The organism is Pseudomonas sp. CCC3.1, from assembly GCF_034347405.1.
In the GTDB taxonomy this organism is placed as follows: Bacteria; Pseudomonadota; Gammaproteobacteria; order Pseudomonadales; family Pseudomonadaceae; genus Aquipseudomonas.
In genome coordinates this window covers 3,572,853-3,597,515 of the sequence record NZ_CP133778.1, presented here as the reverse complement: position 1 = coordinate 3,597,515, position 24,663 = coordinate 3,572,853, and the positions used below count along the sequence as shown (strand labels likewise).

18 protein-coding genes, 2 tRNA genes and 1 pseudogene are annotated in these 24,663 nt (G+C 57.4%); 16 read left to right on the top strand and 5 right to left on the bottom strand.

What is annotated here, in order from left to right:
* Positions 1-4: 4 nt before the first annotated feature.
* Positions 5-172, bottom strand: coding sequence for a hypothetical protein (locus RHM56_RS15785; protein ID WP_322233684.1), 168 nt, complete (start codon positions 170-172; stop codon positions 5-7).
* 220 nt (positions 173-392) lie between these two features.
* Here RHM56_RS15785 and RHM56_RS15780 point away from each other — a divergent pair, with 220 nt between their 5' ends.
* Positions 393-1,070 (top strand): peptidase C39 family protein, encoded by a 678-nt coding sequence (locus RHM56_RS15780; protein WP_322233682.1) that lies wholly within the window; start codon positions 393-395, stop codon positions 1,068-1,070.
* A 73-nt stretch (positions 1,071-1,143) separates the two neighbouring features.
* Here RHM56_RS15780 and RHM56_RS15775 read toward each other — a convergent pair whose 3' ends face one another.
* Positions 1,144-2,427 carry an FAD-binding oxidoreductase gene (locus tag RHM56_RS15775; protein ID WP_322233680.1) on the bottom strand — a complete coding sequence of 428 codons (1,284 nt, stop codon included), beginning with the start codon at positions 2,425-2,427 and terminating at the stop codon, positions 1,144-1,146.
* Positions 2,428-2,611: 184 nt separating this feature from the next.
* On the opposite strand from RHM56_RS15775, the gene RHM56_RS15770 reads away from it, so the two are divergent.
* The 10 genes from RHM56_RS15770 to RHM56_RS15725 all read left to right on the top strand — a co-directional run bounded on the left by RHM56_RS15770 (position 2,612) and on the right by RHM56_RS15725 (position 18,832).
* A tRNA-Val gene (locus tag RHM56_RS15770) sits at positions 2,612-2,688 on the top strand.
* A 994-nt stretch (positions 2,689-3,682) separates the two neighbouring features.
* A complete protein-coding gene (bcsQ, locus tag RHM56_RS15765) occupies positions 3,683-5,134 on the top strand; it encodes a cellulose biosynthesis protein BcsQ (RefSeq protein WP_322233677.1) in 1,452 nt (483 codons plus the stop codon).
* Positions 5,131-7,359, top strand: a complete 2,229-nt coding sequence (gene bcsA / locus RHM56_RS15760; RefSeq protein WP_416194860.1) for a UDP-forming cellulose synthase catalytic subunit — start codon at positions 5,131-5,133, stop codon at positions 7,357-7,359. The genes bcsQ and bcsA overlap by 4 nt, the downstream gene beginning before the upstream one ends.
* Complete coding sequence (gene bcsB / locus RHM56_RS15755) at positions 7,359-9,635, top strand: cellulose biosynthesis cyclic di-GMP-binding regulatory protein BcsB (protein WP_322233675.1); 2,277 nt, start codon at positions 7,359-7,361, stop codon at positions 9,633-9,635. Before bcsA ends, bcsB begins: the two co-directional genes overlap by 1 nt.
* 15 nt (positions 9,636-9,650) lie before the next feature.
* Positions 9,651-10,877 (top strand): cellulose synthase complex periplasmic endoglucanase BcsZ, encoded by a 1,227-nt coding sequence (gene bcsZ / locus RHM56_RS15750; protein ID WP_322241792.1) that lies wholly within the window; start codon positions 9,651-9,653, stop codon positions 10,875-10,877.
* Positions 10,878-10,897: 20 nt separating this feature from the next.
* Positions 10,898-14,890: a cellulose synthase subunit BcsC-related outer membrane protein gene (locus tag RHM56_RS15745; RefSeq protein ID WP_322233673.1), complete on the top strand. Its 3,993-nt coding sequence runs from the start codon at positions 10,898-10,900 to the stop codon at positions 14,888-14,890.
* A 56-nt stretch (positions 14,891-14,946) separates the two neighbouring features.
* A complete protein-coding gene (locus tag RHM56_RS15740; RefSeq protein ID WP_322241791.1) occupies positions 14,947-15,579 on the top strand; it encodes an SGNH/GDSL hydrolase family protein in 633 nt (210 codons plus the stop codon).
* On the top strand, positions 15,576-16,244 hold the full coding sequence (locus tag RHM56_RS15735; RefSeq protein WP_416194859.1) for a cell division protein FtsQ: 669 nt from the start codon (positions 15,576-15,578) through the stop codon (positions 16,242-16,244). The genes RHM56_RS15740 and RHM56_RS15735 overlap by 4 nt, the downstream gene beginning before the upstream one ends.
* 18 nt (positions 16,245-16,262) lie before the next feature.
* The gene (locus RHM56_RS15730) at positions 16,263-17,678 is read left to right on the top strand and encodes an MBOAT family O-acyltransferase (protein ID WP_322233671.1); all 1,416 of its coding nucleotides are present in this window, start codon (positions 16,263-16,265) and stop codon (positions 17,676-17,678) included.
* Between the two features lie 11 nt (positions 17,679-17,689).
* Positions 17,690-18,832: an alginate O-acetyltransferase AlgX-related protein gene (locus tag RHM56_RS15725; RefSeq protein ID WP_322233669.1), complete on the top strand. Its 1,143-nt coding sequence runs from the start codon at positions 17,690-17,692 to the stop codon at positions 18,830-18,832.
* A gap of 60 nt (positions 18,833-18,892) precedes the next feature.
* Here RHM56_RS15725 and RHM56_RS15720 read toward each other — a convergent pair whose 3' ends face one another.
* Positions 18,893-19,474, bottom strand: coding sequence for a TetR/AcrR family transcriptional regulator (locus RHM56_RS15720; protein ID WP_322233668.1), 582 nt, complete (start codon positions 19,472-19,474; stop codon positions 18,893-18,895).
* 135 nt (positions 19,475-19,609) lie between these two features.
* Here RHM56_RS15720 and RHM56_RS15715 point away from each other — a divergent pair.
* A pseudogene (locus RHM56_RS15715) lies at positions 19,610-19,711 on the top strand (morphinone reductase); the annotation flags it as partial.
* A 74-nt stretch (positions 19,712-19,785) separates the two neighbouring features.
* The gene (locus tag RHM56_RS15710) at positions 19,786-20,571 is read left to right on the top strand and encodes an SDR family oxidoreductase (protein WP_322233665.1); all 786 of its coding nucleotides are present in this window, start codon (positions 19,786-19,788) and stop codon (positions 20,569-20,571) included.
* A 69-nt stretch (positions 20,572-20,640) separates the two neighbouring features.
* Here the strand turns inward: RHM56_RS15710 and RHM56_RS15705 are convergent.
* Positions 20,641-20,715 (bottom strand) — tRNA-Gln (locus RHM56_RS15705).
* Between the two features lie 324 nt (positions 20,716-21,039).
* On the opposite strand from RHM56_RS15705, the gene RHM56_RS15700 reads away from it, so the two are divergent.
* The 3 genes from RHM56_RS15700 (at position 21,040) to RHM56_RS15690 (ending at position 23,887) form a co-directional block, all read left to right on the top strand.
* The gene (locus RHM56_RS15700; protein WP_322233664.1) at positions 21,040-21,597 is read left to right on the top strand and encodes a helix-turn-helix domain-containing protein; all 558 of its coding nucleotides are present in this window, start codon (positions 21,040-21,042) and stop codon (positions 21,595-21,597) included.
* A 16-nt stretch (positions 21,598-21,613) separates the two neighbouring features.
* On the top strand, positions 21,614-22,960 hold the full coding sequence (locus RHM56_RS15695; RefSeq protein WP_322241789.1) for a glutamine synthetase family protein: 1,347 nt from the start codon (positions 21,614-21,616) through the stop codon (positions 22,958-22,960).
* 102 nt (positions 22,961-23,062) lie between these two features.
* Positions 23,063-23,887, top strand: a complete 825-nt coding sequence (locus tag RHM56_RS15690; protein WP_322233661.1) for an AraC family transcriptional regulator — start codon at positions 23,063-23,065, stop codon at positions 23,885-23,887.
* On the opposite strand, the gene RHM56_RS15685 is transcribed toward RHM56_RS15690, so the two are convergent.
* Complete coding sequence (locus RHM56_RS15685) at positions 23,884-24,474, bottom strand: LysE family translocator (protein ID WP_322233659.1); 591 nt, start codon at positions 24,472-24,474, stop codon at positions 23,884-23,886. The genes RHM56_RS15690 and RHM56_RS15685 overlap by 4 nt on opposite strands.
* Between the last annotated feature and the right edge of the window lie 189 nt (positions 24,475-24,663).

Below are 24,663 nucleotides of genomic sequence, written 5' to 3'. Positions count from 1 at the left end.
GACTTTAGTGGGCGCTGGCAGTCGTAGCTGCCGGTTGGTCGGGTGTTTCTTGCTTTTTTGGCTCTACCTGCGGGTGATGATGGCGGCTGATGCGCATCAGCCCCCAGAACATGGCGCCGGCGACGGTTAGCCAGCCAGTAATCAGCAGGATTATGGTCAATGTAGGGCTCATAAGTGCCTCCTTTGCCCGTGGCGGGCATAAACACTCTGCAGGTCACAGTCTAGCGTTAGCTGTGTTGCAGTCTATTGACCAAAGGTCGTGATTAACCAACTGATTGGCTCTATGGATGCGCCCTCGCTGTGGTTTAAGGCTATACCTTGCCTTATTGGCGCCCTATGATCGACGTCCATGTCGGACCTCAAGGTTTGGCGCTCATTCAAAGCGAGGGAGTATGCAGGGAGTGACTGTATTGAAAACTGCGCGACTGTGGCTGATGGCCGCACTGGCCTTGGCCGTAGTGGGCTGCGCCAGTGTTGATCAGACTCAAATGCGCCGTTTGCCAGAACGAGTCGAGCTTAATGGGGTGCCCTTTTTTCGTGGCAATGCCCATCAAAGCGGTCCGCAAGTATTGGCCAGCATGCTGGGTGAGCAACACATCAGAATCACTCCAGGCCTTTTGACCAAGCCATTGAAACTGCCTGAAGCCGAATCGTCACTGCAGGCCAACATGGAGCAATTGGCCGGACAGTACGGGCTTATGGTCTACCCGCTGGACTCATCACTTTCGGCGTTATTGACTCAGGTTGCAGCGGGGCATCCGGTGATGGTTCGCTTCATGGACGGCACCGTCTGGACTGAACCGCGTTATGCCGTGCTGGCGGGCTATGACCGTACCAAAGAGACCGTGTTATTGCGGGCGGGGATGGAGCGCCGGCGGCTTATGGACTTCAAGAAATTCGAGTCCCGCTGGAAAGACGCGGGGAGCTGGGCAGTGTTGATCTTGTCCCCGGACCAATTGCCGGCCAATGTCGACAAGGCACGCTGGTTAAAAGTCGCTAACCAATTGTCTCGCTCGGGACAGGAGCAGGCAGGCAGCAAGGCCATTCAGGCACTTAACGCGCAGAAATAACCGGGCAACAGGCTGCGATCTTTAACGACCCCAAGATCGCAGCAGGCACGGCTTAAGTAGGTGCATAAGCCCCTTAAAACCCGAACTTGTCCCGCAGGCTGTAATACCAGGCGCCTAGTGCAGTCAGCGGTGTACGCAGCAGCTGCCCGCCGGGGAACGGATAGTGCGGCAGATCAGCAAACGCATCAAAGCGCTCAGCCTGCCCACGCAGCGCCTCAGCCAGCACCTTGCCCGCCAGATGGGTATACGTTACCCCGTGGCCGCTGCACCCCTGCGAGTAATAAATGTTGTCGCCGATACGCCCAACCTGAGGCAAGCGTGACAGCGTCAGCAGGAAGTTGCCCGTCCACGCGTAGTCAATCTTCACGTCCTTGAGTTGCGGGAAGGCCTTGAGCATTTTCGGGCGAATGATCGCTTCAATGTTGGCCGGATCACGTGCGCCATAGACCACGCCGCCACCGAAGATCAGTCGCTTGTCGCCGGACAAACGATAGTAATCGAGCAAATAGTTACAGTCCTCGACGCAATAGTCTTGCGGCAGCAATGCTTTGGCCAGCTCATCACTCAGCGGTTCAGTGGTGATGACTTGCGTGCCGCACGGCATTGATTTGGAGGCGAGTTCTGGTACCAGATTACCCAGATACGCGTTGCCCGCAACGATGATGAACTTGGCCCTGACCTTGCCTTGCGGCGTATGCACCACCGGGTTGGCGCCACGCTCAATACGCACGGCTGGCGACTGTTCGTAAATAGTGCCGCCTAGCGACTCGACCGCTGCTGCTTCGCCCAGCGCCAGGTTAAGCGGATGAATATGCCCGCCGCTCATGTCCAGCAGCCCGCCCTGATATTGATCGCAAGCCACCACTTCACGAATCCGGCGCTGGTCCAGCAACTCCAGTTGAGTATTGCCATACCGTTCCCAAAGCTTTTTCTGCGCTTCGAGATGGCCCATCTGCTTGCTGGTGATCGCTGCAAACACGCCGCCGTCTTTCAAATCACACTGGATCTGATACTTGGCGACACGCTCGCGGATAATCTTGCCGCCTTCAAACGCCATCTGGCCTAACAGTTGTGCCTGCTTGGCGCCGACAGTGCGTTCAATCACATCAATGTCGCGGCTATAACTGTTAACGATTTGCCCGCCGTTACGCCCTGAGGCACCAAAACCGACTTTGGCCGCTTCCAGAACGGTGACTTTAAAACCGTTCTCCAGCAGAAACAGAGCGCTCGACAGCCCGGTATAACCAGCGCCGATGACACAGACATCCGTTTCAACCTCATCCTGCAGGGCAGGGCGCTCCGGGGTCGTGTTAGCCGAAGCGGCATAGTAAGACTGGGGACAAGGTGTGTTCGCCATTCTGGAACCTCTGTTTTATATTTTTTACGAGTGCAGCCGATGCTACCTGAGTTGAAATCCACCCGCTAGCCAGCGCCAGCAGCGTATTTTTAGGGCTCAAATAAATAATTCGACTATTCATAGGGTTAGCAGCAAAAAAGGTGTTGACACCCCTCTGCAAATCTATAGAATGCGACCCCACAGCAGGCACGTAGCTCAGTTGGTTAGAGCACCACCTTGACATGGTGGGGGTCGTTGGTTCGAGTCCAATCGCGCCTACCAAACAAAATCCGCTCTGCTGGGCGGTCTAGAAGGGCTCACCGAAAGGTGGGCCCTTTTTTGTTTTCTGCGATTTTTTCAGGCGTGATGTGGGCGATTTCGACGGCTGCACTATAGGTCTGTCCAAATCTGTCGCGCTGTCCTCGCCGCCTCATTCAATGCAGATCGGATAATTCATTTTTATCTCTTTAGTGGTTGTGGCGTTTTATATCGGGTTATATCAACCCGCTCATTCTTTAATTGCTTTGCAGTCTTAGCGTGATGCAAAGACCGACAAAAACCCGCTTCGGCGGGTTTTTTGTGCCTGATGAAAAGACCGCGAAACTCATGCCAGTTGACTAGGGTGGCGAGTTGCAGCTCGGGAATAGCTGCCAAATTTGTCGCAGGTCAAGCTTTTATGGCTTGATTTTATGTAGGCCAAGTCGCGATTTATTGGCTAACGAAAGGAAATATTCTGTAGGACAGTGGTGTTTGGTGATTACCAGCTAGAGTCAGATATTAAGGGCGATATTAATGTTGTGTGCGATGTAAAGCTTTTGGACGGTGTTGTTCTATTGGTTGTTGGGGCAGTGATATTCAAATGACTCTAGTTGCGCGTATTTAGCTTCTGTTTGGGGTTGTGGTCTGAGAATTGCTGTGTGCAGCCGATTATCGCGAAGTGCGGGCCCGTCAATTCAATGCCGACATGTATCACGATCATGAAAACCCTTTAGATTTTATGCATAATCCTCTAGCTTCTGCCGCGAGACCTGTAGATCGGGGCTTTCAGCTCGGCGGGCAGGGTTGGCTGAGCTGAAACGACTCAGTAGCGTCAATTAAGAAAAAGCCTTATATGTCAAAAATATGGCGCTGCACATGGGTTTTTTTAATTGGAACAAAGATTTTATGTCTGGCATATTCAAAATATTGACGATGTCATTTTGATAGCTTATTTTGACGTCCGTAATGTGGCGAGGCATATGCCCTTAATAAAAAGTCAGCGTCACGGGAATTCTCTATGAATCGTACAGACGACATATCGAATCTTTTCAGTAGGTTCGGAGCTAGCTCGGACAGTTATCACGAGTTCGAAAGTCAGTTCGATTACAAAGAGAAGCAAGAGGCGCTGGAACTGGAAAAGGCAGCGGTCACGCCGCAAGCGATGCCTGAACCTGAAGTTGTGGCTGTACCGGTGGTTGAGGCTGTGCCTGACGTTGTCGTTGAGGCCGCGCCTGTGCCGGTTGTAGCGCCTCTGGTTGTTCCAGAGGTTGAACTGACGCCGCAAGCCCAAGAAATCCCTTCGGCCCCGCAAACTTCGTCGCTCTCACCTGCTTTACAAGAGGTGGACACTTCAACGCTCTCGGAAGTTGCACACGCTGCGCCAATCGCAGAGCTTCCTGAGGTCATTGAAGTCCTGGAGACCCCAGAGACCCCAGAGACCCCAGAGGCTCCAGCGGTAGTGGCCGCTCCTGTCACAGCAGAGATCCCGGCGGCTGTTCCTGTACCCGAAAATCTGGCGGCACCAGAGGCTTGTGAAGAACAGCCGCTGCACGTTGCTGCTGCAACGGCTCCAGCCAAACTGCGCAACTTGCTCGCCGAAGTGATCCAGGCCCGCCAGGTCGAGGCGCACGTCTTGAGCGAAGAGGCATTGCGTCAGGCAACTGCCAAGGCGCGTCCGGCGAAGTGTAAGGCGCATATCGTGGTGTTGGTCTCACTCAAGGGCGGGGTGGGCAAAACCACGCTGAGTGCCGGGCTTGCCAGCAGTTTGAGGATAGGTGGCGGTCGAACGCTGGCCATCGACCTTGATCCGCAAAACGCGTTGCAATTTCACCTCGGTGTCGAGCACAGCGTGTCGGGTATCGGCAGTGCCAATATGGCCGGGCAGAACTGGAACGACAGGTTGCAGCACGGCTTTGATGATTCGCTGTTGCTGCCTTACGGCGTTTTAAGTGACGACGAGCGCCGTTCTCTCGGTAGCGAAATGACGGAGGACCGGCATTGGCTGGCGCGTCAGTTGGATCGCATGAATCTGGATGAGCAGGATGTGGTGATCATCGACACGCCGACGGGCTCCACGCAGTTCCTGGAACAGGCGCTGGATGTAGCCGATGAAGTGATTGTGGTCACCACCGCCGATGCCGCCAGTTTCATCACTCTGGATCAAATAGATCGCGTGCTGGGGGCCACTGATGTGCGTCCGGCGTATTCGCACTGCAATTATGTGGTCAATCAGTTCGATGCCAGCCGTGAGTTTTCCCGCGACATGCTCCAGGTACTCAAACGACGTCTGGGGGAACAATTGATGGCAGTTGTTTCTCTGGATAACACGCTGGGTGAAGCACTGGCTTATGGGCGTAACCCATTGGCCATGGCTCAAACCTCAGCTGCGTGTGAGGACCTGTTGCTGCTGGGGGAACAACTCAAGGCCCGATTCGAAGCCTCGCGCGCTCAAGGGATTGAAGCCCAGTGATAAACACAACACCGGAATCTGAAGCAGCCGCCGAGCCCACTCGCATCCAGCGTTTGGCTCAGGCGTTTTCCGATCGCATCGATCAATGGCCGGATGCGGCACGCCGCACGCTGATTATTGGCACCACGCTGGTGTGTAGCGTGCTGGCGATTTTTATCATCATGGCGCCGTTCGAGTTGTACGCGCAGTGCATCTTCGCGCTGGGCTGCTTCACGGCGGCGATGATCCTGCGCAAGATCCCGGGGCGTCTGACCGTGCTGATCATGATCGGCCTCTCGCTGACTGCCTCGCTGCGTTACATGTACTGGCGGCTGACCTCGACTTTGGGGTTCGAAAGCTGGGTCGACATGGCGTTCGGTTACGGCTTGGTGCTGGCAGAAATTTACGCGTTGATAGTGCTGGTATTCGGCTACCTGCAAACAGCCTGGCCGCTGCGCCGGCAACCGGTTCTGCTCAAGGGCCCGCCGAGTGAATGGCCGGTGGTTGACGTGTTTATCCCGTCCTACAACGAAGCCCTCGACATCGTAAAACTGACGATTTTTGCCGCTCAGGCCATTGACTGGCCCAAGGACAAATTGCGCGTCCATGTACTCGACGATGGCCGTCGCGAAGACTTCCGCGAGTTCTGCGAGCAGATCGGCGTCAACTACATCACACGTGACAACAACCGCCACGCCAAGGCCGGTAACCTCAACGAAGCATTGAAGGTCACCAGCGGCGAATTCGTGGCCTTTTTCGACGCTGACCACGTACCGACCCGTTCGTTTCTGCAAGTGAGCATTGGCTGGTTTTTGAAAGATCCCAAGCTTGCGATGTTGCAAACGCCGCACTTCTTCTTTTCGCCGGACCCGTTCGAGAAAAACCTCAATACCTTCCGTTCAGTGCCGAACGAAGGCGAGTTGTTTTACGGCCTGGTGCAAGACGGTAACGACCTGTGGAACGCGACCTTCTTCTGCGGTTCTTGCGCAGTGCTGCGCCGTAAGCCTTTGCTGGAAGTGGGCGGCGTTGCGGTAGAAACCGTGACCGAGGATGCCCACACCGCACTGAAACTCAACCGTGCGGGTTACAACACGGCCTATCTGGCGATCCCGCAGGCGGCAGGTTTGGCGACAGAGAGCTTGTCGCGCCATATCAGCCAGCGGATTCGCTGGGCTCGGGGCATGGCGCAGATTTTCCGAACCGATAACCCGCTGTTCGGCAGGGGCCTGAACATGGGACAGCGCTTGTGCTACCTCAACGCCATGTTGCACTTCTTCTATGGATTGCCGCGTTTGGTGTTCTTGACCGCACCGCTGGCATTCCTGTTTTTTGATGCGCAAATCTTCCATGCGACGGGGCTGATGATCACGGCCTACGCGTTGCCGCACATCTTTCACGCCAGTTTGACCAACTCCAGCATCCAGGGGCGTTTCCGGCATTCGTTCTGGAACGAGGTCTACGAGACAGTACTGGCCTGGTACATCATGGGCCCGGTATTGATGGCGCTGGTCAATCCCAAGTTCGGTGGTTTCAACGTAACGGACAAGGGCGGCATCATCGACGAGACCTTCTTCGACTGGAAGCTGGCCCGTCCGTACATCATTCTGCTGGTGCTCAACCTGGCAGGGATGATTTTCGGTTTCGTACGGCTTGCACAAGGCGATGATTCCGCCGTTACCACGTTGCTGATCAACCTGATCTGGACCATCTACAACCTGATCATCACCAGCGCCGCCGTGGCGGTAGCGAGTGAAACCCGTCAGGTACGCTCGGAACCCCGGGTTGCGGCTGAGTTGCCAGCGCTGCTGACGCTTGCCGATGGTCGCGTGGTTCGGGGCGTGACCCAAGACTTCTCGCAAAAAGGTATGGGCCTGCGTTTGCCAGAAGGCGTCAGCGTGCCTCAGGGCGCACGGGTGCAACTGTCCTTGTTCCGTAATGACCAGCCGAGTGTCTTTCCGGCTGTCATCGCCTTCAGCCGTGGCTCGTTGCTGGGCGTGCAGTTCGATCATTTGACCTTGCGTCAGCAAAGCGACTTGATACGCCTCACGTTCTCGCGTGCCGATACCTGGGCTTCAACCTGGGGACACGGTCAGGTCGATACCCCGTTGACTGCCTTGCGTGCGGTCACCCGTATCGGCTGGCGCGGTATCTGTGCACTTTTTAAAGCCACGACCATAGAAGTGGGCAGTCATCTGCACCGTCGTCGTGTCGCCCCATCCACTCTAGAAAACGTAATGGACAAGTGATGAACTCAAAGTCTTTCGCTTTCAGTAATCTGCGCGACTCACGTCGTGCACTGGCAGGCCTGACATGTGCCTGGCTGGCGTTGAGTGGCGGCACTGCATTCGCCGAGACTGCTTCTGCGCCTGCTGCTCCTGCAGCCACTCCTAACAGCTACACGGTGACCCTCAAGCAATTGGGGCGTAATTACCCCATGACCTTGCGCGGTGTTGATTCGACCGACAGCGTCAACTTCAACGTGCGTGCCGACTCTATCGTCACGGGTGCCAAGTTGAACTTGCAGTACGCTTATTCGCCTGCATTGCTGGCGGATCTGTCGCAGATCAACGTGCTGGTCAACGATGAAGTGGCCGCCAGCCTGCCATTGCCCAAAGACAAGGCCGGGCAGCCTCAGCAGCAGACGATTGATATTCCTGCGCACCTCATCACTGAATTCAACCGTTTGAGCCTGCAATTTATCGGGCACTACACGATGAGTTGTGAAGACCCGCAGCACTCAAGCTTGTGGGCCAAAATCAGCAATGACACCCGCTTGAATATCGACGTGGCGCCCTTGGCATTGCCGAACGATCTGTCGATTTTGCCGTTGCCGTTCTTTGATCGTCGGGATGCGCGACCACTGAACCTGCCGTTCGTGTTTGCGACCTCGCCCGATAACGTCACGCTGGAGGCTGCCGGTGCGCTGTCTTCCTGGTTCGGCGCCATGGCCAGCTATCGCGGGGCCCGGTTTTCGTCGAGTGTGAACCAAATCCCTGCCGCGGGTAATGCCGTGGTGTTGCTGAGCGGCCCGGGTGATCTGCAAGTGGGGGGGGTGACGTTGCCGGCGGCCAAGGGGCCGACCTTGAACATCATCACTAACCCTAACGACCCGAATGGCAAGCTGTTGGTGATCAGCGGCCGTGACAGTGCTGAACTCAAGCGTGCCGCGACGGCACTGGTGTTGGGTAGTCAGGCGTTGTCGGGCAACAATGTGGTCATTGACAGCCTCACTGTCGTGCAGCCGCGCAAGCCCTATGACGCGCCGAACTGGTTGCCGACTGATCGCAAGGTCAAGCTCGGCGAGCTGTTGCCTGCACAGCAATTCAATGTGTCGGGCTACAACCCGGGCGACATTACCGTGCCACTGAACTTCCCGCCGGATCTGTTCACCTGGCGTGATGACGGGGCCCCGCTGGACCTCAAGTACCGCTACACGCCACAAGAAAAATCCAACAACTCGTCGTTCATTGTCAGTTTCAACGACGCTCTGATTCAGTCGCAGAGTCTGCCGTCCGAAGACAAACTCGACAGCGGCGTGCTCAGTGCCTTGAAAGCCAACAATGGCAATCTTGAGCGCGAAATCAACGTGCGTCTGCCACTGAACTCGGTGGCCCTGCAGTCACGTCTGCAACTGCGTTACATGTTCGACTACATCAAACAGGGTGAATGCCGCGACATCATCATCGATAACATGCGCGGCTCAATCGACCCTGAGTCGACCCTGGATTTGACCGGCTACGATCACTTTATGGCGATGCCGAACCTGGGCGTGTTCAAAGACGCCGGTTTCCCGTTTACCCGTATGGCTGACCTGTCAGAAACCGCCGTGGTACTGCCGGACCATCCCGGCACCGCAGAGCTGGATGCCTTCTTGGCCGTGCTTGGCCGTTTTGGCCAGTCCACCGGTTACCCGGCAGTCGGTGTGCAGGTGATCGAGGCCGCTCAGGTGGCAAGCGCCGCAGACAAGGACCTGCTGGTATTCGGTTCTGGTAATAATCAGCCGTTGCTGACGCAGTGGGCCGACCGCCTGCCTGCCTACGATGCAGATGGTCAGCAGAAATTTCATTTGTCCGATTTGCCAATGCGCGTTCGTGACTGGTTCAGCCCGGACCCGGAAGCCAATCTGCGTAAAACCAAACTGGCCATGGCGTTCTCGGGAGGGGCTCGCAGCACTTACCTGACGGGCTTTGAGTCGCCGCTCAAGAGCGGTCGCAGTGTGGTCGTGATCGCCAGCGGCCAACCTGAAGGCCTGGCTGATGTGACCAATGCCTTGATTGGTGGTGATGACTATACCCAGTCCATTCAGGGCAGTCTGGTGGTGGTGCGGGGTAAAGCCATCGAGCCATTGGTGGCGGATGAGAGCTACTACGTCGGCAGCATGGGCACCATCAAATACCTGCAATGGCTGATGTCGCGTCATGTGCTATGGGTGCTGGTACTGACCGGGTTGGGCGTGGTGCTGCTCAGTGGCCTGGCTTACCTGGCGTTGCGTGCACGTGCCAACAAACGTCTTAAAGGATAAACCCTCGTGCCTTTGATGACGCGTGTGAAGGGTGTGCCTATCCGCTTGCAAGGGCTCGCGCTGTTGGCGTTGCTGTTGAGCTGGCTGTTGCCGGTAACAGCACGCGCCGACAGTTGCAACGCCTCGCCCTGGCCGCTATGGCAGACCTTTGTCGAGCACTTTGTGCAGCCGGACGGCCGTGTCATGGATGCCAGCACGCCACAGCGTCACAGTTCTTCAGAGGGGCAGTCGTACGCGATGTTTTTTGCGTTGGTGGCCAACGACCGCGAGACCTTCGAAAAACTCTGGCGCTGGAGCGAGAACAACTTGGCGCAAGGTGACATCAAGACGCACTTGCCCGGCTGGTTCTGGGGGTTGGACGAGAAAGGCGAGTGGGTCTTGCTGGACAGCAACTCGGCGTCTGATGGCGACTTGTGGTTTGCCTACGCGTTACTTGAAGCCGGGCGTCTGTGGCATCGCCCCGACTACATAGAGGCGGGGCGGCATCTTCTGCGCAATGTCGCGGAGCAGGAAGTCGCCACGTTGCCGGGTTTAGGCAAGATGCTGATGCCGGGCAAGTTTGGCTTTATCAAGCCGGACCTGACCACGCCAGATCAATGGCAACTCAACCCCAGTTACATGCCGATCCCGATACTGCGGCGTTTTGCTGAAGTCGATCCCAAAGGGCCGTGGGCGCAGATAGCGAAAAATACCGCGACTTTGATCAAAGCCGTTTCTCACAACGGTTTTGTTGCGGATTGGGTCACTTATCGGGCTACCGGGCCTAAAACCGGCGAATTTATTGTTGATCCGACCAAGGGCGACCTGGGCAGTTACGACGCGATCCGCACCTATATGTGGGTCGGTTTGATGCCTGCCCGCGACCGCCTGCGTAAACCTATGCTCGACAACCTGGGCGGCATGCTGCAAGCCACCATCGAAGATGGCGTACCACCGGAAAAAGTTCAGGTCGTGAGTGGTGAGCGTAGCGGGGTAGGGCCGTTTGGTTTTTCCGCTGCGCTGCTCCCGTACTTCAACGCCTTGGGCAAAACGAAACAGCAACAGCAAGAAGCCTTGCGGGTCGAGCAACTGATGGCGCAAACCCTGACGCCTGAAGCGGTCAAGATTGCGCAGCCGCCGTATTACTTTTTTGTACTGAGCCTGTTTTCGCTGGGCTATATGGATAACCGCTACCACTTCCTTGATGACGGGAAGTTGCAACCGATGTGGGAGATGAAATGCCAGCGCGCCCTCACGCAATAGCTTTTGGGATATTTGCTGCCTTGATTAGCAGCAGCAGTTTTGCCGCATTGGATGATGCGGGCAAGGCGCTGCTGCAACAGGGTAAATATTGGCAGACTCAGAATGACCCGGCTCGGGCCGCAGAGGTCTGGAAAAAGCTGTTGCTGATTGATCCGCAACAAGTCGATGCGCTCTATGGCTTGGGTTTGCTTGAACTCAAGGCGAAACGGCCTGCGGGTGCAAGCACTTACTTGGCGCAGATGAAGCAGTCTCATCCGAGCGATCCGCTGACGTTGCAACTGGAGCAAGCCATTGCGTTGCAGGCCGGTAATAACCCGGACCTGCTGGACCAGGCGCGCACACAGGCCCGCAGTGGCGATCTGGACAAATCGGTAGCGCTGTATCGGCAGGCGTTTGCAGGCAAGGCGCCGCAAGGCGAGCTGGCCCTGGAGTTCTACAACTACCTGAGCTACACCCCCGGCGGCGCCAATGAAGCGCGACAGGGGTTGGAGCGTTTGCTGCAACAGAACCCGAACAACGTTCAGGCCAAGCTGGTGCTGGCCAAGTTGCTGATTCGCAATGAAGGCACTCGTCCTGAAGGTTTGAGGCGTCTTGCGCAACTGTCCACCCTGCCTGAAGTGAGTGGAGAAGCGAACGAGAGCTGGCGTCAGGGTCTGGTTTGGCTGGGTACGCCGCGACCCTCGGATATTCCATTGTTTGAGGCTTATCTCAAGGCCAATCCGAACGACGCTGAAATTCGTGCACAAATGCAACGCCGTGCCACGGCGGGCACGGCTGCCAACATGAACCCAAACCTGGCGCGCGGGTTCAAGGCGCTGCAAAACAATCAGTTGAACGTCGCTGAGCAAGCGTTTCAGGCGCGTCTGAAAGAACAGTCGCAAGACCCGGATGCGCTGGGGGGCCTGGGTCTGGTGCGCCAGCGCCAAGGACGCTTGAGCGATGCCAATGAATTGCTGACCCGTGCGGCCTCTCGCGGTCCAGATAAGCGCTGGCAAACGGCACTCGACAGCAACCGCTACTGGAGCCTGCTCAGTCAGGCCGAGAAGGCGCAAGCCAGTCAAGACCTGCCGCGTGCGCGCAATCTGTTGCAGCAAGCCATTGCCAGCAAACCGCGGCAGCCTGAAGGCTACATCGCCCTTGGCGGGATCCAGGCAGAGCAAAATCAGCTGAACAACGCCGAAACCAGCTATCGCCAGGCCCTGAATCTGGACAACGACAATCCTGACGCCTTGTTGGGGCTGATCACCGTAATGTCGCAAAACGGTCAGGCCAGTCAGGCGATGCAGATGGTCGATCGCATGACACCCGCTCAACAGGCGCGTCTGGGTGATCTGCGTCCGTTGAAAGCGGCAGTGGCCGTTGGCAAGGCCAAAAATGCTGCTCGCAGTGGCGACCTCAAGGGCGCGATTGCGGCTCAGCAAGAGGCCGTGCGCAATGACCCGGGCAACGTCTGGACAAACTACGACCTGGCGCTTTATTACCTGCAAGCCAAGACGCCGGACAAAGCTCGGCAAACCATGGCTGATCTGCTCAAGGTGAACCCGCAAAGCGCTGAGGCGTTGTACGCCAATGCCTTGCTTTCGAGTCAGTTGGGTGAGTGGTCTGCCGCGCAAAGCACTCTGGATCGCATACCTTTCAGTCAGCGAACGGCCCCCATGCAGCAATTGGCCAACGAAGCCCAGGTGCAGGCGCTGGTGAGTCAGGCCTCGGTGCTGGCCAAGCAGGGCGACCGCGCCCAGGCGCTGACGTTGCTGCGTCGTGCCGAGCTGGCTGCCAATGGCAGGCCTCAATCCATGGGCATGCTGGCGTCGGCTTACGTGGATGCCGGTTACCCTGATCACGCGCTGTCGATGTTGCGTAACGCGATTGCGCAAAGCAGCAACCCGCCGATGTCGTTGCGTCTGGCTTACGCCGGTTTACTGCTCAAAACGGGTGACGATGCGCAGGTCAACCAGCTCCTGCACGAATTGCAGAGCCAGCCTTTGAGCACTGCTGATCAACGTACCTACGACGAAGTGCTGTTCTTGTACACCGTGCGTCAGGCTGACGTATTGCGCGAGAAGGGCGACTTGGTTGCTGCCTACGACACCTTGGCCCCGGCCTTGGCCCAGCGGCCAAATGACCCGTTGGCCAACGGTGCTCTGGCCCGTATGTACCTGGCCAATGGTGACATTGCCAAAGCCATCGCACTTTACAAACCCTTGCTTCGAAACGCGCCCAATGACCCGCAATTGCAAATCGGCATGGCTCAGGCCTTGAGCAAAGCGGGTGATAAGAGCGGGGCTGCTGACGCGGCGGATAAAGCGTTGGAACTGGCGCCTAACGACGCGTCAATTCTTGCCAGTGCGGCCGGTATCTTCCGTGCCCAGGGCAAGAGTGCCAAGGCTCAGGACCTGTACACCCGTGCGCTGGCATTGCAGGCACCGGTCAATAAGCCAGATACCAATCCGTTCGCGAGCACGGCGTCTGCCAACCCATTTGTCGGGGCTGCTGGTCAGCGTCGTCAGTCGCGCTTGTCTCAGGGCTCGTCGCAGATTCCAGAGCCCGCGCAGGCACAGCTTGCAGCAGCGGATGATGTGATCGAGCCCGCCCCGCGTCTTTACGCGGCCAATCCGGGCAACCCGGCGCGCATTGCGCCAGCACCGGGTGCCAGTCAAGGGCGGTATGCGATCCCGCCGCTGGAGGATGAGTACCTTGATACTCGCCGTGTAGCGCCAACCCCGCCGAGTGATCCGCAGGAAGATGCGCGTCAGGCGATGCAAACCGCTTTGAGCGAGATCAAGCAAGAGCGTAGCCCGCGTATTACCCAGGGCGTAGCCATTCGCAGCAATGACAGCGAATCGGGCTTGAGCAAAATGACCGACGTTGAGGCACCTCTGGAGATCAGCCTGCCGGTGGGCGATGACCGCGTTGCCTTGCGCGTCACGCCGGTGTCATTGAATGCCGGCAGCGTGGGCGACGACGCTAAAACCCGCTTTGGTGGCCCTAACGCTGCACAAATAGCGGCCGTACAAACGGTCTTGGCCGGAACCGATCCGACCACTGCCGAGCTGGCGGCGGCCAGTGGAGTCAACGGCTCGACAGGTCGTCAAAAAGACACCGGCGTCGGTGTGGCGGTGGGTTATGAAATGCCCTCTGAAGGCCTCAAGGCTGACATCGGTGTGACCCCGCTGGGCTTTTTGTACAACACCGCAGTGGGTGGCGTGAGCATTGATCGCGCGTTCAGCGAAGACAGCCTGTTCCGCTACGGCGTGACGCTGTCACGTCGGGCGGTCAACGACAGTCTGGTGTCCTTTGCCGGTGCCGAAGATGCTCGCAGCGGGCTTAAATGGGGTGGCGTGACTGCCAATGGCGCGCGCGTGCAGGTGGGCTATGACAACGGTGAGTACGGCGCGTATGGCTATGGCGGTTTGTACAAGCTGCTGGGCAACAACGTTAAAGACAACACCCGTGCCGAAGGCGGCGCCGGAATCTATTGGTACTTGGCCAAAGACGACACGCGGCAGTTGACTGCGGGTCTGGGCGCCACGGCCATGAAATACGACAACAATCAGGGCGTTTACACCTACGGCAGCGGCGGCTACTTCAGCCCGCAGAACTACTTCTCCATCGGGGTGCCCGTCAGTTGGTCGCAGCGTACTGACCGCTTGAGCTACACCTTGCGCGGCTCGGTCGGTCTGCAACACATCGAACAGGATTCAACGCCGTACTTCGCTAACGACAGCGCCATGCAGACGGCGCTGGAACAGGCAGCAGTGGGTTATGCCACTGCGGGCTCTTCGTTGCTGACCCAGTATTCAAGCCAGAACAAGACAGGCATTGGCTACAATCTTGGCGCGGCGGCCGAGTATCGCCTGGGCAGCAACATGATTCTGGGCGGCAGCTTCGGGATGGACAACGCCCAGGATTACAAGCAGTGGACGGGAGGTTTATACCTGCGTTACACGCTTGAAGACTTCACCGGGCGCATGCCAATGCCGGTCAATCCGTACCTTTCCCCTTATTCGAATTAAAACGCAGGAGCTACACCGTGGCAGGACCTCTTCTTTTGGCAGGCATGACGATTTTGATGATTGGCGACAGCCACCTGGCGACGCCTGGATATTTGATTACCTCGTTGCATGAAGACCTCGTGGCCCGCGGGGCCAAAGTACACACCCTGGGGATTTGCGGCTCTAATGCGGGTGATTGGCTCAAAGCCTCCAAAGCGGGGGAGTGCGGGGCGGCCGAGCGCAAAGACGCTGGCAAGGTTGTGGTGTTGAGTGACAAGACCTATACCACACCCATCAGTGACTTGATCGCTGCCGACAAGCCGGATCTGGTACTGGTTGTGCTGGGCGATACGATGGCAGGTTACGACAAGCCGCAATTCCCTAAAAACTGGGCCTGGCAGCAGACCACTGGCCTGGCCAAAGCGATTGGGGCGACTGGCACGCGTTGCGTCTGGGTGGGGCCGAACTGGGGCTCTGAGGGCAATCGATACAAAAAGACTCCGGAGCGGGTCCTGCAGGTGTCAAATTTTCTGGCGGCTAACGTCGCACCCTGCGATTACATCAACTCATTGAACTTTTCGAAGCAGGGGCAAAAAGAGTGGGCAACGGTCGACGGCCAACACATGACCGCGCCCGGCTACAAACTCTGGGGTGACGCTATCGACAAGGCTTTGCTGGACACGCCTGCGGTCAAGGGTCTGAAAAAATGAACAAACACTTTTCGGTGTTAATGGCCCTTCCCGTTTTGGCATGCAGTGCCTTCGCAACTGCTGCCCCTGCGCTGTACGCCACAGGCCCTGCTGAAGACGCGGCGTTTATTCGCTTCGTCAACGCCAGCCCAGCGCCACTGGAGGTGATTGCTCAGCCTGGGCAAGCACCACTGCTTCTGGAAACGGCAGAGCCGGTGTCGCTGTTGTTTCCCGTGGATTCCAGCAAATCGATCAAGGGCACGCTGGTCAGTGGTGAGCATAAGTTGCCCATCGACCTGAAAATTGAGCCCAGTGAGTTTGTGACGGTGTTTGCTGTGCCGGATGGCGCAGGTATTCAACAGGCGGTGGTGCGTGAGCCCGACACTGACTTCAACGCTTTAAAGGCGTCGCTGGCGTTTTTTAACGTCGATGCGTCGTGTGCCGATGCAGGGCTGCTTGCTGCGGGCCGTAACGCTGAGTTGTTCAAGTCTGTACCGGTCAACACCGCCCAGCGCCGTTTGATCAATCCGGTGACATTGTCGGTGCAACTGGTGTGTGCAAATGCCAATGTCGGCGCTCCAGTGGATTTGGGTGAACTCAAGGCGAACGAGCGTTACAGCGTGATGTTGGTGCCTTCTGCCAACGGGCCGCGGTTGTTGCATGCAACGGACACTCTATCTCACTGATCGGATTCTACCGCCGCCATGGTCTTCGCCTCTCTCGAGTTTCTGACGTTATTCCTGCCTGCTTTCTTGCTCATCTATGCATTGGGCAAGCCGCAGTGGCGTAACGTCATTTTGTTGATCGGCAGCTGGTTGTTTTACGGCTGGCTGAACCCGATGTTTCTCGCGCTGCATATGGCGTTGACGGTGGTGGCATGGGTCGGCGGGCTGTTGATTGACCGCTCGCGGGAGGACTCCAAGGGGCGCGTGCGGCTGTTGATTGCACTGATTGTGTTCAACACAGCGGTGCTGTGCTGGTACAAATACGCCAACATCCTGGCTGCCACCTGGATTGAGTGGATTACTTATCCCGGTGCCATGCCGCTGGAGTGGCAACGCGTCGCGTTGCCAGCCGGGTTGTCGTTTATTGTGTTGCAGGCGATTTCCTATCTGGTGGACGTCCACCGGCATACCGTGCCGGTGGAGCGTAGCTTCATCAATTACGCCACCTACATCTCGATGTTCGGCCACTCGATTGCCGGTCCGATCATTCGTTATGACTGGGTGCGTCGTGAGCTGACCAAGCGTTACTTCGACTGGCAGAACTTCTCCCTCGGCGCGCGCCGTTTCATGATCGGCATGTGCATGAAAGTGTTGGTGGCCGACACCCTGTCGCCGCTGGTGGACGTGGCGTTTCACTTGGACAATCCGTCCTTTGTCGACGCTTGGATCGGTTGCCTGGCGTATTCGCTGCAACTGTTTTTCGACTTTGCTGGTTACAGCGCCATGGCCATCGGCCTGGGCTTGATGCTGGGCTTTCACTTCCCGGAAAACTTCAACCAGCCTTATCTGGCTCGCAGTATTCAGGATTTCTGGCGCCGCTGGCATTTGTCGCTGTCCAGTTGGTTGCGTGACTACTTGTACATCGCCCTTGGCGGCAACCGCAAAGGCGCCTGGAACACCTATCGCAACCTGTTTTTGACCATGGCTATTGCGGGTCTGTGGCATGGCGGTGATAGCTGGAACTACCTGTTGTGGGGTTCGGCCCATGGCATCGCGTTGTGCGTCGACCGTTTGTGGTCGCGCTCGACCTTGCCGAGCATTCCACCCGTGCTGGCGCATACTCTGACTCTGTTGTTTGTGTTTATGGCCTGGACCCTGTTCCGCGCGCCGGACTTCCATTCGGCGCTGAACATGTACGCGGGGCAGTTCGGGCTGCATGGCTTCGCTTTGGGTGATGCGCTGGCGGTGACGTTGCGTTCGGCGCATGGCCTGGCAGCATTGCTCGGTATCGCCTGCATCATCGCGCCAGCGTTCAAGAGTCGTTACGAACAATGCTTCGGCGGCTCCGTTCTGTATGCACCGATAGCGGCCGTGTGGCCGGTGGCGGGTTTTCTGCTTTCGTTCGCGTTGATCGCGAGCCGTGAAGCGGTGCCTTTCCTGTACTTCCAGTTCTGATGGCCGAGCCTATGCCTGACTCATCCCCAAAACCGGCCATGCCGAGTGAATTCACTGCCCGAATCAGCAAGCTGTCCGGCTGGGTTTTTGCCGCGTTTATGCTGGTGAGCTTTGCCTCGGTTGTCTGGCTGTTGCTCAGCGGCAAGGTTGAACTGTTGCCGCCCAATCTGACGCGTGACGCGGTGCTGCATGGCGAAGTAACCCACAAAATTGCCAAGCAATTGTCGATGGCGGCCGTGCCCGAACGCGCTGCCGACCTGGAGCGCGCAGCGAGCTGGCTGACGTTTCACGACACTGGTGCTCGGGTGCGTCCGGGATGTGATGGCTGGTTATTTTTGACCGACGAAATGCGCATCAACCGTCACGCGCAAGACAATGCGGACGCCAAGGCAGCAGCGATACTCGATATTCAGCAACGTTTGGCCAAGCGCGGCATTGCGTTGCTGGTGGCTGTGGTGCCGGATAAAAGCCGCATTGCCAGTGCGCAACTGTGCGATCTGCGTCGCCCGGCGCAATTGCAAAACCGCGCCGTGGCGTGGGTCGACGCGTTGAACAAAGCGGGCGTCAAGGCGATTGACCTCGCACCGGTGCTGCAACCGTTGGGGGCCGAAGCGTTCTTGCGCACCGACACCCACTGGAGCGAAATCGGCTCGTCGGCGGCTGCCAAGGCAATCGCGCAGCACGTGCAGGCGATGGGCATCAGCGCCACGCCGCACAAGGAATTTGAGGTGAGTGTGCAAAGCCCGGCACGACGCCCGGGGGATCTGGTGCGTTTGGCAGGCCTCGATTGGTTGCCAGTGACCTCGCAACCGGCCTCGGAAACCGTGGCGGCGAGCCAGATAGGTGAGAAGAAAGTTGACGCTCAGAGCGGTGTAGAAAGCCTTGATGACCTGTTCGGTGATAGCAACTTGCCTAACGTTGCGCTGATTGGCACTTCGTTTTCGCGTAACTCCAATTTCCTCGGCTTCTTACAGCAAGCGCTTAGCGCCCCAGTAGGAGATTTCTCCAAGGATGGCGGAGAGTTTTCCGGTGGTGCGAATAACTACTTCAACAACCCAGCCTTCAAGCAGACCCCTGCCAAGTTAGTGATCTGGGAGATTCCCGAGCGCGATATTCAAACGCCTTACAGTGAAGTGATTGAGTGGGGCAAGTAGGCCTGCGATAACGGTCGAGCACTGTCAAGGATCTGCCTAAGGCAGCGCCTGCAGGATTCTTTAACCCTCAGCCTTCGGTAGCAACGGCGCGAGGACTTCTGTGCGACAGGCATCGAGGATTTCGTCCGCCAAGGGCGAGTCATCCGGGCAGGCGCGTGATAGCACTACAGCGCCGACGGCATGGGCCAGCGCGTCGAGCATCTTGGCTCGGCGCGTCTGTGGGTCTACGTCAACCAGTGTTTTGCCAGAGCGCTCTACGCCAGCCAGCATGCCTTCGATTCCGTGTGCAAAGGCGGCCTTGATCGCTTCAGGTTGACGCGCTGCATCTGCGCAAAGAGCCGCCAATGTGCAGCCTGTGCCTCGCGTATCACGGTGCTCGCGTGAGAGGTACATGTCGAAAAATTGGACAATATCCTGCCCTGCGTATTCGTCCAGGCTCTGCGTCAGCCCGCAGGTGGCGGCTTCGGCCATCAGGTCGGCTTTTGAGGCGAAATGCTTGTAGAACCCGCCATGGGTAAACCCTGCGGCGGCCATCAGATCCGCGATACCTACGCCGTCATAGCCACGTTCACGAAACAGCACCGATGCGGTTTCAACGATGTGCGCTCGATTCGCCTGTGCCTGTGCTTTGGTAACCCTCATCGCTAAATACCTCTTCAATGGTGTGCAGTGTCAGGCGCGCAATATACATGGATGACGGTCATCATCAAAGCGCTTGACGATTTAGATTGTGGTCATCATCATAACGGCTCGCCACTTTCTTAAAGGATGACTGCCGTGACCCACAAGACTTTGTTTGAGCCCTATGCCCTTGGATCTCTCGCGCTTGCCAATCGAATGGTGCATGCGCCGCTGACCCGTAATCGCGCAGGTAAAGGCGCGGGTTCAAGCGGCCGCCCATAAAGGCGGCCTGGGTCGACACATTGTTTGATTTTCTTTTTAGCGAGAACCCTATGACCACTCATTCGACTGTTTTAATTACCGGTGCTTCCAGCGGTATTGGCGCTACCTACGCCGAGCGTTTCGCCCGCCGTGGCCACAATCTGGTAGTGGTTGCTCGCGACAAGGCGCGCCTGGAAACCCTGGCAACCCATCTGCACAAGCAATACGGGGTGGCGGTGGACGTGTTGCAGGCTGACCTCACTCAATCGGCTGATGTGGCTGCTGTTGAGGCGCGCCTGCGTGATGACGCCAGCATCGGCATCCTCATCAACAATGCAGGGGCGGCTCAGTCAGGCGGTATTCTTGAGCAGACGCCTGAGAGCATCACAAGCCTGATCACCCTTAACACCACTGCATTGGCGCGACTGGCCAGTGCAATTGCCCCACGGCTGGTAAAAGCTGGCGAAGGTGCGATCGTCAATATTGGGTCGGTCGTCGGTTTGGCGCCTGAGTTCGGCATGACGGTCTATGGGGCAACCAAGGCGTTTGTGCAGTTCCTGTCCCAAGGCTTGAACCAAGAGTTGGCTGCCAAGGGGGTTTATATTCAGGCGGTGCTGCCTGCGGCCACCCGCACTGAGATCTGGGAGCGAGCGGGCATTGATATCAATACGCTGAGCGAGGTGATGGACGTAGGCGAATTGGTCGATGCGGCGTTGGTCGGCTTTGACCGCCGTGAGCAGGTGACTATTCCGCCATTGCATGACGCGGCACGCTGGGATGCTCTTGAGGGCGCGCGTCAGGGGCTGCTTGGGGAACTACGGCAGGCACACGCGGCAGAGCGTTATCAGAAGGCTTAGTGAAAAAGGAGAGAGTCGTTATTCGTAAAGCGCCTGGCGGCTGAATAACGCGGATTTGAATCTTGAAAATGGCAGGGGCGGCTGGATTTGAACCAACGCATGGCAGGATCAAAACCTGCTGCCTTACCGCTTGGCGACGCCCCTGTATCTGTTGCGAGAGTGCTTGGCACTCTGTGTGACGCTGCTTACTGCGAGGTTTTTAAGGTCTGCTGTAAGAGTGCGCGAGAATTTATCAACATTTTCTCCATCTGGGAACCCCTCAACGAAAAAAATCACGTAAAAACAGCCGCTTACTGCCATTTAAGGGGATGTCGAACGCCTTTTGGCCTTGAATCCGGCTGGCCCGTGAATAAATGACCTTGCAGTCGTGAAATTTACCGCGTATTTTTTCATGAAATTAAATGTATTAAATTTCATGGCGATCTAAATGTTCAAACTCACCTGTGGGTTATTTAACGGATTCAGCGCGTGAACAAAGAAGAAGAAATCGCCGCGTTAGCGATCCTTATCCACGACCTGCGCAAGCACAAGAAAATCACCCTGAAGGAACTGGCCGATAAAATTGGCCGCTCGGTGGGTTTTCTGTCGCAAGTTGAGCGCGGTTTGTCACGGCCCACGGTGGCCGATCTGACAGCCATCAGCGAAACGCTGGACGTGCCAACCACCTATTTCTACAACATGCCCAAGCCTAAGCAATTGTCGTGGGTCACCCGCCCGGACGAACGCCGCACCTTGTACCTGGCCAACGGCATTACCGACATTCTCGTTTCGCCAAAGATCAGGGCTTCGTTTTCCATGCTCGAAAGTGTGCTGGAGGCGGGTGCCACCAGCGGCGAGCGGCACATGCTCGACAGCTCTGAGCAGGGCGGGTATGTGCTCGAAGGCGAATTGACCTTATGGCTGGGCGATGACGATGAGCCGGTGACCTTGCGTGCCGGCGACAGTTTTCAGTTCGACAGCCACACCCTGTGCCGTTACGCCAATCTGACCGAGCATCTCGCGCGAGTGCTTTGGGTCTACACCTGATTAAGGATGAACAATGATGGATGCTGCCTGCTCTGATCTGCTGGCTGAAGTGCGTGCCTTTCGCCAGCGCCACCCTGATGTGCGGTATGTCGACCTGATCTCCCTGGACATTGCGGGGCATTTCTACGGCAAGCGTTACCCCGTCGACATGCTGGAAAAAGTCGCGTCCGGCAGCGTCCTTAAATTGCCGCAAAACTGTGTGCTGTTGGGCGTGCAGGGCGGGCTGTTCAAAATCGGTGATTATTGCTTTAACGATGGCGACCCGGATGCTGTGCGGCGTCTGGTGCCGGGCACGCTCAAGCCGGTGACGTGGGAAGGGCAGCCGCTGGGGCAGATGTTGATCACCTCGGACGGCACTGAAAAACCCATCGAATTTGAGCCGCGTGAAGTGCTGGCGCACGTGCTGAACCGGCTAGCGCGCAAAGGCATTCACCCGGTGGTGGCGTTTGAACTGGAGTTTTATCTGTTCGACAGGCAACTGCGCGATGGCTTGCCGCAGTTCCCGCGGGATCAGCTGAGCGACGATGCCGATGACCAGCCCAACATGCATATCGAGCGCCTGTCACGTTTTGCGCCGGTGCTCAATGAGATGGTTGAGGCGGCGCAGGCTCAGGGCATTGATGCGACAGTGATCACCGCCGAGCTGGGGCCGGGTCAGTTCGAAATCAATTTTGGCCACCTGGATGACGGTTTGCGTGCCGCAGACTGGTCGGCGCTGTTCTGTCGCAGCACCCGGGGCGTTGCCTTGAAACACGGCTATCGGGCCAGCTTTATGGCCAAACCCTACTTGCAGCAGCCGGGCAGTGGCATGCATGTGCACGTCAGCCTGTACGACGCGGCAGGCAACAACCTGCTCGCGGCCAATCAGCAACAACCGCTGCGCCATGCCATTGCGGGCTGTCTTGAGCTGTTGCCGGCGTGCATGCCGATCTTCGCCCCGAACCACAACGCCTTTCGCCGTCTGGGCGGCACCACCAATATCGCCACCCGCGCGAGCTGGGGGTTTGAAGACCGCGACGCCTGCTTGCGGATTCCGGAATCGGACGCCAAAAACCTGCGGGTTGAGTACCGTCTGGCAGGGGCCGATGCCAACCCGTATCTGGTGCTGGCGGCGATTCTGATCGGGCTTGAGCATGGGCTTGAAACTGCTAAAGAACCGATCCCGCCGCTCAACGAAGACCGCAACAGCGGCATCGACTTCCCGCTCGACCTGCTTGAGGCGGTACGTGTGATGCAGCATCAGCCGTCACTGCGTGCAGGTTTGGGGGCGGAATTTGTGGACGTTTATTGCGAAAACAAGCGTCAGGACCATCTGGCCTTCATGCAGGACATCAGCGCGCGGGAATATCGCTGGTTTCTGTAAATCGGTGCCTGCGGGTGTGCAGTATTGTGGCTAGACTGTACGAAATGTTTCAGCGCGCAGATGCATTTCGTGCAGCGCCAGGTTAGCGATCAGGTAAAGACCATGCTCAGCGATGTTACGTGCGTAACCCCCAGATTCTGGCGGGACGCACAGTTGCCTTTCATTGAGGCACGCTCAATCGGCGATGGCCGCAAGGTTCATTACTCCCGGCACTCGCATGAAATATTCTCTATTGGCGCCATCACCTCCGGGCGGTGCCTGTACCTGCACGAGAAAACCCGGCAGGCAATCAGTGTCGGCACCGTGGTCTTGATGAACCCGGGCGCAGTGCATGCCTGCAATCCCATTGACGATCAACCATGGTCGTACTTGATGCTGTATGTCGACCCGCACTGGCTGGCGGGTATTCAGCACGACGGCGAGCGGGGCGAGCAGCAGGGGTTTCAGCCCATAGCGGCCACTCATACGCAGTCGCCTGAACTGTTTAATGGCGTGATCGACTTGTATGAGCAACTGACCGATCCGGATCAAGACGTTCTGGCCAAGCATCAAGCGGCTGTTGGTTTTTTCTCGATGGTGCAACAGTCGCTGGGCCGCTCGATGTCGACCCCCAAGGCTGCCAATGTGCGAGTGGAGCGTGTTGCTGAGTATATCGATGCACATTTCATGCGTTCGATTCGCCTTGAAGACATGTGCGCAGCCGCCAGCTTGTCAGAGGCCTACCTGATTCGTGCGTTTGAACAGCGCTACCACATGACGCCCCATGCCTATCTGACTAACCGGCGGGTTCAGTACGCCCAGACGCAACTGCGTGACGGCGCAACCATCGCTGCCATCGCACAGCAAAGCGGCTTTTCCGACCAGGCCCATTTGCAGCGCGTGTTCAAAAAGCATCTTGCGGCCACGCCCGGTCAATACAAGGCTTAAAACCACAGTAACGAGACCGCGCACCCTGAGAGCATGACGGCCATGCAGCGGTTGAACAGGCGAATGCGTGACGGGTTGTGCAGATAGCGGTTCAGAAAAGCCCCGGCATAGGCCCAGCAGGCCACCGACACATAACAGGCCACAAAGTAGATCAGCGCGAACGACCAGATCAGTGAGGCTTCACCGCTGGCCACGAACGCCCCCATGCCCGCAACTGCTGCCAGCCAGGCTTTAGGGTTAAGCCACTGCATGATCGCGCCATTGATGAAAGACGGTTGCAGGGTTGTCGCGCCATCGACATCGATTCGCCCGTTATCGGCGGCCAGCTTCCAGGCCAGATACAGCAAAAAAGCCATCCCGCCCCAGCGAATCAAATCAGTCAGCAGCGGCCACTGTTTCAACACCTCATGCAGGCCGAAACCGGTGAACAACAGCAGCACCACAAACCCCACAGTGGCGCCGAGAACGTGATTCAGGCTGGGGCCCAGCCCGAACTGCCTGCCGCTGCTCAACGCCACGATATTCACCGGCCCCGGTGAAATAGAGGCCGCCAGGGCGAATGCGGCCATAGAAATCAATACGCTCATTGCTGGGCTCCTTCTGGTGAGTGAGCCTGCAGATTGCGGGTTTGCACCGCACGCGTATTGAACAAAACTCCCCATATACAAGAGGCTGGCGAGCATTCTTCTGTAGGGAGCCAACGCTGTTTCAGAAACCTGTGGGAGCCTGGCTTGCCAGCGATGCAAGCGATGCGGTTTTACTGTTAAACCGCGTCG